Genomic DNA, 13,760 nt, shown 5'->3' on the forward strand with positions numbered 1-13,760 from the left:
CAGCGTTACTGAACGAAGCGAAGTTAGACGAAGCTGGGTAAGGGGTAACCCTCCTTACCCCTCCACCCCGAAGTCCTCGAAGCGATCGATGGCTGCGCGGTCGTAGCCGAGGCTGGCCACCATGAGCTGGCGCGTGTAGGGATGCTCCGGCGCGTGGCTCTTGAGGCGCTCGACCGACAATTCCTCGACCACGGCGCCATTGTTCATCACCGCCAGCTCGTCGCACATATGGGCGACCACGGAGAGGTCGTGGCTGACCAGGATGTAGGTCAGCCCCCGCTCCTTCTTCAGGCGCTGCAGCAGGTTCAGCACCTCGGCCTGCACCGAGACGTCGAGCGCCGAGGTCGGCTCGTCGAGCAGCAGGATGCGCGGCTCCAGGATCAGCGCCCGGGCTACGGCGACGCGCTGGCGCTGGCCGCCGGAGAGCTGGTGCGGATAGCGGAAGCGGAAAGACGGCCCCAGGCCGACCTCGCCCAACACTTGCTCGATGCGCCGGTCCGGGTCGCCGAAGCCGTGAATCGACAGCGGCTCCATGAGGATGCGGTCGACGGTGTGGCGCGGGTGCAGGGAACCGTAGGGGTCCTGAAAAACCATCTGCACCAGCTTGTAGAAGGCTTTGTCCCGCTTGTGCGTCTGTGCCTGGCCGGCAATCGAAACCTGTCCGCTCCAATGCGGATTGAGGCCGCTGAGCGCCCGCAATACCGTCGACTTGCCCGAACCCGACTCGCCGACCAGCCCGAAGGTCGCACCTTCGGGCACCTGAAAACTGACCGCGCGGACCGCCCGCACCACGTCGTCTCCCTTGCCGAAGGTCACGTCGAGGTCACGGACATCGATCATCGGGGAAATCGGCGCGTTACCGGTCACAGCCCGTGCTCCATCCAGGCGGGATCGCGCTCGAGCACCGGCAGATCGCCGCCGCCGCCATCGATCGACGGCAGACAGTTCAGCAAGCCGCGCGTGTAGGGGTGCTGCGCGGCGGCCAGGTTCTTGGCATCGCAAACCTCCATCACCCGGCCCGCGTACATGATCACCACCCGGTCGCAGAACGAGGCCACCAGGTTCAGGTCGTGGCTGATGAAGATCAGGCCCATGCCGCGCTGCGTCACCAGGTCGTCCAGAATCGCCAGCACCTGGAGCTGCACGGTGACGTCCAAGGCCGAGGTCGGCTCGTCGGCGATCAGCAGGTCCGGGTCGGGGATCAGCATCATGGCGATCATGATCCGCTGGCCCATGCCGCCGGAGACCTCGTGCGGATAGGCGCGGTAGACGCGCTCCGGATCGCGGATGCGCACCGCCGCGAGCATGTCGAGCGCCCGTCGCCTGGCCTCGGCTTGCGGCACCTTCTGATGGGTGCGGTAGGCCTCGGCGATCTGCTCGCCGACACGCATCACCGGGTTCAGCGAGAATTTGGGATCCTGCATGACCATGGAAATGCGCTGGCCGCGAATCTCGCGCATCTGCGCTTCGCTGGCCCGCTGCAGATCGATACCGTCGAACTCCAGGCGGCTGGCGCGAACCACGCCTGGCTTGGGCACCAGGCGCAAGACGGATCGCCCGGTCAACGACTTGCCGGACCCCGATTCGCCGACGATTCCCAGTTTCTCCCTGCCCAGGGACAGGTCGATGCCGCGCACCGCCTCCACCAGTCCTTTGCGGGTCGGGAAACTGACGTGCAGGTTCTCGATCGCGAGCAGCGGTTTCTCGCTCATGATCCGTCCCTCATGCCTGGCCTCCGCTCTTCGGGTCCAGCACATCGCGCAGACCGTCGCCCAGCAGGTTGAAGCCCAGGCTGACGATGAAGATGGCGATGCCGGGGATGGTGGCCACCCACCACTGGTCGAGCAGAACCTTGCGGCCCGAAGAGATCATGGCGCCCCACTCCGGCAGCGGCGGCTGGGCGCCCAGGCCCAGGAAACCGAGGCCGGCGGCAATGAGGATAATGCCCGCCATGTCCAGGGTCACGCGCACGACAAGCGATGACGTGCAGAGGGGCACGATGTGCGACCAGATGATGCGTGCCCGTCCGGCCCCCTGCAAACGCACCGCCGCGATGAAATCGGAATTGCGGATGGTGAGCGTCTCCGCCCGGGCGATACGCGCATAAGGCGGCCAGGAGGTTATGGCGATGGCGATGATCGCGTTCTCGATACCGGGCCCGAGCGCCGACACCAGGGCCAGGGCCAGCACCAGCTTCGGGAAGGCCAGGAAAATGTCCGTGATGCGCATCAGCACCTTGTCGGTCCATCCGCCGAGATAGCCCGCCGTGGTGCCGACCGCCAAACCGATCGGCGCGGCGATGATGGCCACCAGGATGACGATGTAGAGGGTCAGGCGGCTGCCGTGGACGATGCGAGAGAAAATGTCTCGGCCCAGTTCGTCGGTGCCGAACAAATGCTCCGCCGAGAAGAACTGCAGGCGGTCGGCCAGCACCTGGGCGTTGGGGTTGTAGGGCGCGATCAGCGGCGCGAAGATCGCCATGAAGATCAGCGTCAGGACGATGCCCAGGCCGAGCATCGCCAAGTGGTTCCCCTGGAAGGACAGCCAGGCGATGTAGGTGCGGCCGAGCCGGGCCTGATGGCGCGACTTCGGCGAGGAGCTGAGCAGCCAGGCGCGCCAGCCCTCCGCCGGCAGCTTGTCGATCCCGCTGCTCATCGCGCCCTCGGATCAAGAAGCTTGTACAGCAGATCGGACAAGAGATTGACCCCGATAAAGACCGCGCCGACCACCATGGTGGCGCCGAGCACCGCGTTCATGTCCGCTTTCAGGAGGGATTGGGTGAGGTAGTAGCCCAGGCCCGGCCAGGCGAAGACGATTTCCGTCAGGACCGAGCCTTCCAGAAGATTGGCGTAGCTGAGGGCGATCACGGTGACCAGCGGCACCCAGACGTTGCCGAGGGCGTGCACCCAGATCACACGCCACTCCTTCACGCCTTTCACCCGCGCGGTGGTGACGTATTCCTGGCTCAACTGCTCCAGCATGAAGGAGCGGGTCATGCGGCTGATGTAGGCCAGACTGAAGTATCCGAGGATGGCCGCCGGAAGAACCAGATGCCAGGCGGCATTCCAAAATACCTCCCACTCGCCCGCCATCGCCGAGTCGATCAGCAGCACACCGGTCACCTGATCCACCAAGCCGTCGTAGAAAACGTCCACGCGGCCGGGCCCCGGCACCAGTTCGCCCCAGGGCCAGCGCGCGTAGAAGATCAGCAGCCCCATGAGGCCCAGCCAGAAGACCGGGATCGAATAGCCGAGCAGGCCGACCACGCGGATCACCTGGTCAGGCCAGCGGCCCTGGTAGACGGCGGCCAGCACGCCCATGGGCACGCCCAGCAGCACGCCGAAGAGAGTCGCCACCGTGGCCAGTTCCAGCGTCGCCGGGAAAACCCGCTTGATGTCCTCCAGCACCGGATTGGCGGTCAGCACCGACACGCCGAGATCGCCCCGCAGGACGTTCCAGACGTAGATCGCGAACTGTTCGTAGAGCGGCTTGTTGAGGCCCAGTTCCTCTCGCACCCTTTCGACCACGTGCTCCGGCGCCCGGTCGCCGACGATGGCGAGTACCGGATCGATCGGAACGACGCGGCCGATGATGAAAGTCACCATCAGAAGGCCGAGAAAAGTGAGCATGACCGTCGTCGTCACGCTGACGACGGTCCGCAAAGGTGACGGCAGGGACGAGCCTCCAAAGCCCGCCCCTGCCCTGGACAGCTTGTCCGTCCGGTCAGTCACGAAGGGTCGAGTCCCGATATCCCTCTCGGACTATTCCTTGGTCACTTTGCTGTAGAAGTTGGAATCGAAGGACGGGCCGATGATGAATCCCTTGGTATCGGCACGCACACCCGCGACTTCCGTCTGCTGGAACATGATGACGAAGGGCGACGTCGCCTGGTGATTCTTCTGGATCTCCAGGTACATCTCCGCGCGCTTGACCGGATCGCGCTCGAGGATGGCGGCATCGGCCATCTTGGTCATCTCCGGGATGTCCCAGGCATTGCGCCAGGCCAGCGGCTTGGACTTGGCATCGTCGGAGTTGTCCGGGTTGCGCGCGAAAGTATCGGCGTTGGTGTGCGGGTCCTGATAGTCCGGCCCCCAGCGACCGATATAGATGTCGTGATTACGCGCACGGTACTTGCCCAAGGTCTGCCCGCCGTCGCCGGGAATGATCTCCAGCTCGACGCCCGCTTGCGCGAAGGTGGCCTGGATCGACTGCGCCATCTCCAGGATCGGCGAGATGTTGCGGGTGTCCATGGTCACCTTGAAGCCGTCGGGATAGCCGGCTTCGGCCAGCAGTTGCTTGGCCTTGTTGACGTCCAGCGTAAAGGGAGTCGCCTCCAGCGCGCCCAGGAAACCCTTCGGCAGGAAAGCCTGGTGGATCTTCATCAGATCCTTCACCACCGTGCTTTCCATGCCCCGGTAATCGACCAGGTACTTCAGCGCCTGCCGCACCTTCGGGTTGGAGAGGTACTGGTTCTTCTGGTTGAGCCCCAGGTAGTAGACCGCGCCCTTGACGCCGTCCTGCAGGACGATGTCCGGGTTCTTCCGCACCGTGCCAAGCTGGTCCGGACCGAGGTTGCGCGCGATGTCGATGTCGCCCTTTTCCAGCAGCAGTTGCTGGGTGGCAGGCTCGACGATGTGGCGGATGATGACCCGCTTCATGGCCGGGGCGCCGCCCCAGTAGCCGTCGTTGCGGTCGAGGGTCAGCGATTCGTTGGCCTTCCACTGGCGCAGCTTGAAGGGGCCGCTGCCGGCGTAGTTGGTCTTCAGCCAGGCGTACCCCATGTCGCCGTCCTCGGCATGCGCCATGACTTCCTTCTTGTCGACGATCGAGGCGATGGTCGCCGTCAGGCAGTACAGCACGAAGGTCGGCGCATAGGCCTGGTCGGTCTCGATGACCAGGGTCATGTCGTCGACCGCCTTGATCTTGTCCGCCACATTATCGGCGGTGAAGCCGAACTGGGTCAGAATAAATGCCGGCGACTTGTCCAGGATGATTGCGCGCTGCAGCGAGAAAGCCGCATCTTCCGCGGTCATCGGATTGCCGGAGACGAACTTGATGCCCGGGCGCATCTTGAAGGTAAAGGTCTTGCCGTCGTCCGAAATGGTCCAGGATTCGGCCGCCCCGCCGAAGATCTTGGAGACATCGTCCGGGTCGTAGCCGATCAGGCGGTCATAGGTGTTGCCGGCGTACTCGGCGGCCGTGAACTCAAATATCTCCGCCGGGTCCAAGGTGATGATGTCGTCAATGGTGAAGGCCATGACGAGCGCGTCCCGAGGCGTCTTGGCGGAAGTCGGGACTGCGGCGACAGCGACCAACGCCGCCACGACACAGGCGAATAGCTTCCTCAATTTAAGTCTCCCTGTATGTCGCCTCCTTTAGGAGGCCTTGAAAACTCTATGGAATTCTTTGCAGCCCTTGCTTGCAAGGGGGGCCATTGTAACCAGTCCAATGGCTCGGTCCATAGCCGATCGCATCCCCGAACGGCAACTTTGTACCAATACAATCACTTTCACGCTGCGAGTTTGACCAATTCGTCGAGCATGAGCCTTACGCCGCGCACCCTGGCGTCTTCGCCGTCCCAGGCGCGCCGGTAGACCAGGGTGTGGTCGGGCCGCAGCTTCACCTCCCCCGCCTGCTTCTGGATGAAGGCGATGAGCCCCGCGGGATTGGCGAAACTGTTGTTGTGGAAGGTGACCGTCGCGCCCTTGGGCCCGGCGTCCAGGCGCTCCACCCCGGCCTCGCGGCACAGCCGCTTGATGGTCATGATCTGCAGCAGGTTGTCCACCTCCGCCGGCAGCGGGCCGAAGCGGTCGACCAGTTCCGCCGCGAAAGCGTCGATCTCCGCCCGGTCCACCAGGGACGACAGGCGCCGGTAGAGCCCGAGCCGCAGATGCAAGTCTGCGACGTAGCTCTCGGGGATCAGCACCGGCATCCCGATGTTGATCTGGGGCGTGAAGCTCTCGGCGGCGGCCTCCGCCGCCTTGCCGCCGGCCCGCGCCGTGGCCACGGCTTCCTCCAGCATCTGCTGATAGAGCTCGATGCCGACCTCGCGGATGTGGCCGGACTGCTCCTCGCCCAGCAGGTTGCCCGCGCCGCGGATGTCGAGGTCGTGGCTGGCGAGCTGGAAGCCGGCGCCCAGGCTGTCCAGGGTCTGCATGACGTGGAGGCGCTTCTCCGCCGCCGCCGAGAGAATGCGTCCCGGCGGCAGGGTCAGGTAGGCATAACCGCGCACCTTGGAGCGGCCGATCCGCCCGCGCAGCTGGTAGAGCTGAGCCAGGCCGAACATGTCGGCGCGGTGCAGGATCATGGTGTTGGCGGTGGGAATGTCGAGGCCGGATTCGACGATGTTGGTCGATAGCAGGATGTCGAACTTGCGGTCGTAGAAGTCGGTCATGACCTCTTCCAGTTGGGTCGGCGGCATCTGGCCGTGGGCCACCGCCACCTTCACCTCCGGCACCAGCTTGGCGAGCCGCTCCTGCAGCTCGGCCAGGTCCTTCACCCGCGGACAGACATAGAAGGTCTGGCCGCCGCGGTAGTGCTCGCGCAGGATCGCCTCGCGGACGATTACCGGATCGTAGGGCAGCACGAAGGTGCGCACCGCCAGGCGGTCGACCGGCGGCGTGGCGATGATGCTCATCTCCTTCACCCCGGACATGGCCATCTGCATGGTGCGCGGGATCGGCGTCGCCGTCAGGGTCAGCACGTGGACATCCTCTCGCAGCGCCTTCAGGCGCTCCTTCTGCTTCACGCCGAAGTGCTGTTCCTCATCGACGATCAGCAGGCCCAGGTCCTTGAAGGCGATCGACTTGCTGAGCAGCGCGTGGGTCCCGACCACGATCTCCACCCGGCCCTTGGCCAGCTCTTCCTTGTTCTGCGCGGCCTCCTTGGCGCCGACCAGCCGCGAAAGCTGGGCCACGCGCACCGGCAGGCCGGCGAAACGCTCCTTGAAGGTGCGGAAGTGCTGGCGCGCCAGCAGCGTCGTCGGCACCACGACAGCGACCTGCTTGCCGGTCATCACCGCCAGGAAGGCGGCGCGCAGGGCCACCTCCGTCTTGCCGAAGCCGACGTCGCCGCAGACCAGCCGGTCCATGGGCTTTCCCGCGGCCAGATCGCCGAGCGCGTCCTCGATCGCCCGCAGTTGGTCCTCGGTTTCCGGGAAAGGAAAGCGCGCGCAGAACTCGTCGTAGAGGCCTTCCGGCTTCTCCATGGCTTCCGCCGTCTTCAAGGCGCGCGCGGCGGCCACCTTGATGAGCGCCTCCGCCATCTCCTTGATGCGCTCCTTGATGCGCGCCTTGCGCGACTGCCAGCCGACGCCGCCCAGACGGTCCAGCTCGACGCCCTCGTTCTCCGAGCCGAAGCGCGACAGCACCTCGATGTTCTCCACCGGCACGAAGAGCTTGTCGTCACCGGCATAGACGACTTTCAGAAAGTCGTGGGGCGCGCCGCCGACCTCCAGGGTCTGCAGGCCCTCGTAGCGGCCGACGCCGTGGTCGACGTGAACCACCAGATCCTGCTCGTGCAGGTCGGAAATCTCGGTGAGGAAGTTCTCCGCCCGGCGCTTGCGCTGGGCGGCGCGGGCGATGCGCTCGCCCAGGATGTCCTGCTCGCTGAGGAACAGCGTCCCGCCGTAGCGGAAGCCCTTTTCCAGGGGCAAGGCAGCCAGGCCCACCTTGTCGGCAGGCAAGCTCTCCAGAGCGGCCCAGCCTTGCATTGGCTCCCCGGAGATGCCGCCGTGCTCCTGCAGCAGATGGGCCAGCCGGTCCAGCGCCCCGGCGGTGAAGGCCGTCAACACCACCCGCCGGCCCGCCGCCAGCTCCTTTTGTACGTCCGCGCCGACGGCGTCATAGATCTGGCCCTGGGTCCCGCCGGTCTGGGCGGCCGCGCGCTGCTCCGCATAGTCCAGGCCGGGGCGGCCGCCGGCATCGCGGACCGCCACGCCCTCCGGGGCGGCAAAAGGACTGAACTGACCGCCCGGCCGTCCCGCCAGGCCCGCGTCCCACTCCTCGGCATCGAGATACAGCGCCTTGGGCTCCAAGGCCTTGTAGACCCAGCCGCCGCTTTCGCCGCCGCCTTCCAGGTGTTTGCGGGCGTCATAGAAGTCCTGGATGGTCTCCAGCCGGGTCGCGCGCGATTCGGTCGCCTGGTAATCCAGGGTGACACCGGCTCCCGGCAGATAGTCGAAAAGGGTCACCAGGCGATCGTGGTAGAGCGGCAGCCAGTGCTCCATGCCCGGATGGGCGCGCGCCGCGCTCACCGCTTCGTAGAGCGGGTCGTCGCGGGTGGCGCCGAACAGCTCGCGGTAACGGGTGCGGAAACGCTCCACCGCACCGGGGTCCAGGATCACTTCGCTGACCGGCTTCAGGGTCAGGCGCTCCACCTGGCCGGTGGTGCGCTGGCTCAGCGGATCGAAGAGCCGCAGGCTCTCCAGGTCGTCGCCGAAGAAATCCAGGCGCAGCGGCTGCTCCTGGCCCGGCGGGAAGACGTCGACGATGCCGCCGCGCACCGCGAACTCGCCCGGCTCGCCCACGGTCTCGACCCGGTAGTAGCCGTTCTCGGCGAAGAAGCCGTGCAAGCGGTCGGCCGGAATGGTCGCCCCGGCCTCCAGCAGCATGACCCGCCCGGCCAGGGCCTCCGGCGGCGGCACCCGTTGCAGCAAGGCGTTCACGGTGGTGATGACGACCTGCGGGCGTGTCCCCACCGGCTCCATCAGCCGCGTCAACGCGTCCAGGCGCCGGGCGACGATGTCGCGGTGCGGGCTCACCCGGTCATAGGGAAGACAGTCCCAGGCCGGAAAGATCAGGGGCTCCACCTGCGGCGCGAAGAAAGCCAGGCTCTCGGCCATGCGCTGGGCCTGGGTATCGTCCAGGGCCACGTGCAGCCAGCGGCGGCCAAGGCCGTTTGGCGTGGAGTCGGCCAGCAGGCCGGCCAATGTCAGGGCGTCGATTCCCGGCGGCGCGGAGGCCAGGGTCGGGCGCGAGGCGGACTCCGCCTCTAAAGGAGAGTCGGCGCTCACGGATTCCGTCATCAATTCTCAGGCGTTCTAATGCAAAGGGACGTCAGCGGCCCGGCGCGTGAAACTCGAAGGCCAGCAGCAGCTTGGTCACATCATGATCGTAATCGGCCGGCGGGGCCGCGCGGCCGAGAATCCAGTCATAGACGACCGGTTCCGGCACGTCCAGCAAGGCCTCGTAGCGGTCGAGCTGGTCCTTGCCCAAAGCGTCCAGATGAGCATCCGCGAAGCTGCCCATCAGCAGGTCCATTTCCTTGGTCCCGCGGTGCCAGCTACGGAAGCGCAGACGCTTGCGGCGGTTCTCGATGGTTTCGGTTTCGCTCATAGCGACCTAGGATATAGAGCCATCAACCCCATTTGTCAGGCTCTTCCCGGCCGGTTCCCCTTGCGCCCTGAAATTCTCTTCCCGCTCTTCGCGCCCGCCACCAGCCTCTCCGGGGTCGGGCCGCGCTTTGCCAAGCTGTTCGAGAGCCTGACCGGCGGTCCGGCGGTCCTCGACCTCTGCTGGCACCTGCCCAGCGGGATCATCGACCGGCGCTACAGTCCGCCCTTGGCCGAGGCGATACCCGGGCGCATCGCGACCTTGACCGTGGAGGTCGACGAGCACCGGGCGCCGCCGACAAAGCGCCAGCCCTACCGGATCGCCTGCCACGATGCGAGCGGCAGCCTGGAGCTGGTGTTCTTCCACGCCCACCGCGATTACCTGATGAAGATGCTGCCACCCGGCCAGACCCGGGTGGTCAGCGGCAAGGTCGAGGTCTTCAACGACCGCCTGCAGATGACCCACCCGGATCACATCGCCCCGCCGGAGGAGGCCGGGCGCCTGAAGGCGGTCGAGCCGGTCTACCCGCTGACCGCGGGCCTGAGTCTCAAGGTGGTGAATAAAGCGGTCCACGCGGCCCTCGAGCGCCTGCCCGAGCTGCCAGAGTGGCTCGACCGCGGCCTCAAGGGCCGCGAGGGCTGGCCCGACTGGCGCGAGGCGCTGCGCCGCGCCCACAACCCGCGCGACGAGGCCGACCTTTCGCCGCTGGCGTTGGCGCGCCGGCGCCTCGCCTACGACGAGCTGCTGTCCAACCAGCTCGCCATCGCCCTGGTGCGCGACCGCCAACTGAAGCAGCGCGGGCGGGTGCTGAAGGGCGACGGCCATCTCTGCGACAAGGTGATCGCCTCCCTGCCCTTTCAGCTCACCGGCTCGCAGCGCCTGGCCCTGGCCGAGATCAGCGCCGACATGGCCGCCGAGCACCGCATGCTGCGCCTGCTGCAGGGCGACGTCGGCAGCGGCAAGACGGTGGTGGCCCTGCTGGCCATGCTGACAGCGGTGGAGGCCGGCGGTCAGGCCGCCCTCATGGCACCGACGGAGATCCTGGCCCGCCAGCACTTCCAGACCATCGAGCCCCTGGCACGCGCCGCCGGGGTCGGACTGACGCTCTTGACCGGGCGCGACAAGGGCAAGGCCCGCCGGGCGATCCTGGAGAAGCTGGCCGCCGGCGAGACCGCCATCGTCGTCGGCACTCACGCCCTGTTCCAGGAGGACGTCGCCTTCAAGGACCTGGCCATGGTGGTGATCGACGAGCAGCACCGCTTCGGCGTTCACCAGCGCCTGACCCTCACCGGCAAGGGCAAGGCGGTGGACGTGCTGGTGATGACCGCCACGCCGATCCCGCGCACGCTGATGCTGACCGCCTACGGCGACATGGAGTCCTCACGCCTGACCGAGCGGCCGCCAGGGCGCCAGCCCATCGACACCGCGACGCTCTCGCTCGACCGCCTGCCAGAGGTCATCGACGCCGTCGACCGCGCCCTCAAGCGCGGCGCCCAGGTCTATTGGATCTGCCCGCTGGTCGAGGAATCGGAGAACAGCGACCTGGCCGCCGCCGAGGACCGCTACCGCGCCCTGCAGCAGCGCCTCGGCGAGCGGGTCGGGCTGGTGCACGGGCGCATGAAGGGGCCGGAGAAGGATGCCGTCATGGCCCGTTTCGCCGCCGGCGAGACCGGCGTGCTGGTCGCCACCACGGTGGTCGAGGTCGGCGTCGACGTGCCCAACGCCACGGTCATGGTCATAGAGCATGCCGAGCGTTTCGGCCTTGCCCAGTTGCACCAGTTGCGCGGCCGGGTCGGGCGCGGCAGCGGCAAGTCGACCTGCCTGCTGCTGTGGCAGGGACCGCTGGGCGAGACCGCGCGGGCCCGCCTGAAGATCCTGCGCGAGACCGACGACGGCTTCCGCATCGCCGAGGAAGATCTTCGACTGAGAGGGGCCGGCGAGCTGCTGGGCACGCGCCAGAGCGGGCTGCCGGAGTTCCACCTCGCCGACCTGGCGGTGCACGGCGACCTGCTGGCCACCGCCCGCGACGACGCCCGGCTGATCCTGGACAAGGATCCGGAACTGGCTGGAGAGCGCGGCCAGGCCCTGCGCGTGCTGCTCTATCTCTTCGAGCGCGATGCGGCGGTGAAGTACCTGCGCTCGGGCTAGCCACACGGACGGCGCGAATCAGCCTTTGCCGCAGATCAATTGAAAATAGAATATTTCTTCGTTATATGCCCACCTTAAGAAGAATTCGGCCCTGAGGTTAAGGCCTTCTTAGGCAGCTTCGCCGAAGACTGGGCCCCCCGTGCCACAACGAGCAGTTTTTGGACCATGACTGGTTTCGTCAGCAGCGAACGCCGCCTCATCGAGCGGATCGAGGAATACTGGAACTACCTGCGCCGCGACCGCGCCTTCCCCTGTACCGCCGACATCGATCCGGTGGAACTCGGCGACGACTGGTGCGACTGCTTCGTCATGAGCCCCAGCAAGCCGCCCGAGGACGCCGCCTTCCTGTTCGTCGGCCCTCGGCTGCTGGAGAATGCCCGGCTGCCGGAAAACTGGTCCAAGGAAGCCGAACGCCACGTGCGCGACTGCCCGGCGGATTCGGTGATCGCCCGCTCGGTGCGCTACGTCGATCACGTCCTGGAACAGCGCATCCCCGTAAAGGTCTCGGAAGTTTTCGAGGAGAACGGTGAGGAGGTGCGGCTGCGCGGCACGCTGTTCCCGCTGTCCTCGGACGGCGAGAATATCGACGCCGTGCTCGGTGCGGCCAACTGCGCGCGCCTGGAGACCCTGACGATGAGCAAGCCGGCGGCCTGAGGCCGTCGCCGTTCAGCCGCTCTTCGCCAGCGGCGGCGCCACCGCCGCTTCCGCCCCGGCCTTGCCGGCCGGCGTCTTGGGGTCGGGGGGCGTGACGATGCCCCCGGAAACCACCATCTTCAGCCCCTCTTCCACCGACATGGACAGGATCTGCGTTTCCTTGCGCGGCAGGAACAGCAGGAAGCCCGAGGTGGGGTTGGGCGTCGTCGGCAGGAAGACGTTGACGGTATCGTCCGGCGTGAGTTCCTGAATGCCGCTCTCCGCCGGTCCGGTGATGAAGCCGACGGCCCAGCAATTCTTGCGCGGGTATTCGAGCAGGATGACGTCGCGAAAGGCCTTCGACTGCTCCTTGAAAACGGTCTCGAGGATCTGCTTCACCGCGCTGTAAAGGCTGCGGATCACCGGCATGCGCGCCAGCAGCCTCTCGCCGGCGTGAATCAGGCTGCGGCCGACGAAGCCCGCGGTAAGGAAGCCGATCATGATAAGCCCCAGTACCACGATCACCACGCCGAGCCCCGGAATGGAAAACGGCAGGTAAGTCTCGGGATTCCACTGTTGTGGGATGTAGGGCGTCACCTTGCCATCGACGAAGGACACGAACTCCCAGGCCAGCCAGGCCGTGATCGCAACGGGCGCGGTCACCAAAATGCCGGCGAAGAAGTAGTTGCGCAGCCGCAGGATGAAACCGGGACGATGCGGTTCGGCCTCCGCCTCGCGCCGGCGCCGCCGCCGGCGCGGTGCCGCAGCCTCCGGCTCCGCGCCCGCCGCCTCGCCGGCCACCGTCGTATCGCCCTGCGAGGCGGCATAAGCCTCGACCCTCGCCTTGGCGGCCTCGGCGCCCTCTGCGCCCTCCAACCCCTCCTGGTCCGGCACCACGATGCCGCCGGAAATCACCAGCTTGATGCCTTCCTCCACCGTCAGGTCGAGGTGATGAACGTCCTGCTGAGGCACGAAAAGCAGAAAGCCCGTGGTCGGGTTGGGGGTCGCCGGCACGAAGACGTTGTAGACCGTCGCCGCGGTGAGGCGCTGCACCTCCCCCACCGTCTGGCCGGTGATAAAGCCGACAGCCCAGCAGCCGGGCCGCGGGTATTCGATCAGCACCACCTCGCGAAAGGCGACGGAGGACTTCGAAAGCACGGTCTCGAAGACCTGCTTGGTCCAGCTATAGACCGAACGGACGATGGGGACGCGGGCGACGATCCGTTCGCCGATCCGCATTGTCATGCGGCCGACGTAACCGGCTGCCAGGAAGCCGATGAGGGTGAGCGCGATCAGCGCGACGATCAGGCCCAATCCCGGCACGCCGAAAGGCAGGTAGGTCTCCGGGTTCCATTTCGGCGGTATGATCGGCGTGACGTGATCGTCAACGAAAGTGATCACCCGCCATGTCAGCCAGAATGTGATGCTGATCGGCGCCGTGACCAGCACCCCCGCCAGGAAGTAGTTGCGCAGCCGTGCGGTCGCGCCGTTCTTGCTTTTGTTCGTCTCGGCCACCTGATGTGGCTCCTTCCTATAACGCCGGCGCGGCGGCGCCCCTGCCGCCCGCTGCCTAACCATCACGTCCCGACAGATGGACCAGGGATCGAAGAACTACAAACAAACCCCTGGGCTACCCCTGACGACCTT

The 13,760-nt window shown here is 66.4% G+C and carries 10 protein-coding genes; 2 read left to right on the forward strand and 8 right to left on the reverse strand.

Annotated elements, in window-relative coordinates; genetic code table 11:
• Window positions 1-54 precede the first annotated feature (54 nt).
• From AAFN88_RS15430 to AAFN88_RS15460, 7 genes are all read right to left on the reverse strand, one after another.
• Window positions 55-840, reverse strand: coding sequence for an ABC transporter ATP-binding protein (locus AAFN88_RS15430; RefSeq protein WP_347521274.1), 786 nt, complete (start codon window positions 838-840; stop codon window positions 55-57).
• Between the two features lie 23 nt (window positions 841-863).
• Window positions 864-1,712: an ABC transporter ATP-binding protein gene (locus AAFN88_RS15435; protein WP_347521276.1), complete on the reverse strand. Its 849-nt coding sequence runs from the start codon at window positions 1,710-1,712 to the stop codon at window positions 864-866.
• Between the two features lie 10 nt (window positions 1,713-1,722).
• Complete coding sequence (gene nikC / locus AAFN88_RS15440) at window positions 1,723-2,655, reverse strand: nickel transporter permease (protein WP_347521277.1); 933 nt, start codon at window positions 2,653-2,655, stop codon at window positions 1,723-1,725.
• Window positions 2,652-3,674 carry an ABC transporter permease gene (locus AAFN88_RS15445; protein ID WP_347521685.1) on the reverse strand — a complete coding sequence of 341 codons (1,023 nt, stop codon included), beginning with the start codon at window positions 3,672-3,674 and terminating at the stop codon, window positions 2,652-2,654. The genes nikC and AAFN88_RS15445 overlap by 4 nt, the downstream gene beginning before the upstream one ends.
• Before the next feature lie 87 nt (window positions 3,675-3,761).
• The gene (locus AAFN88_RS15450; protein ID WP_347521278.1) at window positions 3,762-5,348 is read right to left on the reverse strand and encodes an ABC transporter substrate-binding protein; all 1,587 of its coding nucleotides are present in this window, start codon (window positions 5,346-5,348) and stop codon (window positions 3,762-3,764) included.
• A gap of 161 nt (window positions 5,349-5,509) precedes the next feature.
• Window positions 5,510-9,025, reverse strand: a complete 3,516-nt coding sequence (gene mfd / locus AAFN88_RS15455; protein WP_347521280.1) for a transcription-repair coupling factor — start codon at window positions 9,023-9,025, stop codon at window positions 5,510-5,512.
• 31 nt (window positions 9,026-9,056) lie between these two features.
• The gene (locus AAFN88_RS15460; RefSeq protein ID WP_347521281.1) at window positions 9,057-9,335 is read right to left on the reverse strand and encodes a succinate dehydrogenase assembly factor 2; all 279 of its coding nucleotides are present in this window, start codon (window positions 9,333-9,335) and stop codon (window positions 9,057-9,059) included.
• Window positions 9,336-9,395: 60 nt separating this feature from the next.
• Between AAFN88_RS15460 and recG the strand changes: the two genes are divergently transcribed.
• Both recG and AAFN88_RS15470 read left to right on the forward strand, forming a co-directional pair.
• The gene (recG, locus tag AAFN88_RS15465; protein ID WP_347521282.1) at window positions 9,396-11,480 is read left to right on the forward strand and encodes an ATP-dependent DNA helicase RecG; all 2,085 of its coding nucleotides are present in this window, start codon (window positions 9,396-9,398) and stop codon (window positions 11,478-11,480) included.
• Between the two features lie 165 nt (window positions 11,481-11,645).
• Window positions 11,646-12,134, forward strand: a complete 489-nt coding sequence (locus AAFN88_RS15470; protein ID WP_347521283.1) for a PAS domain-containing protein — start codon at window positions 11,646-11,648, stop codon at window positions 12,132-12,134.
• 12 nt (window positions 12,135-12,146) lie between these two features.
• Here AAFN88_RS15470 and AAFN88_RS15475 read toward each other — a convergent pair whose 3' ends face one another.
• Window positions 12,147-13,628 (reverse strand): DUF502 domain-containing protein, encoded by a 1,482-nt coding sequence (locus AAFN88_RS15475; protein WP_347521285.1) that lies wholly within the window; start codon window positions 13,626-13,628, stop codon window positions 12,147-12,149.
• Window positions 13,629-13,760: the final 132 nt, after the last annotated feature.

Source organism: Pelagibius sp. CAU 1746 (genome assembly GCF_039839785.1).
Lineage (GTDB): Bacteria > Pseudomonadota > Alphaproteobacteria > Kiloniellales > Kiloniellaceae > Pelagibius.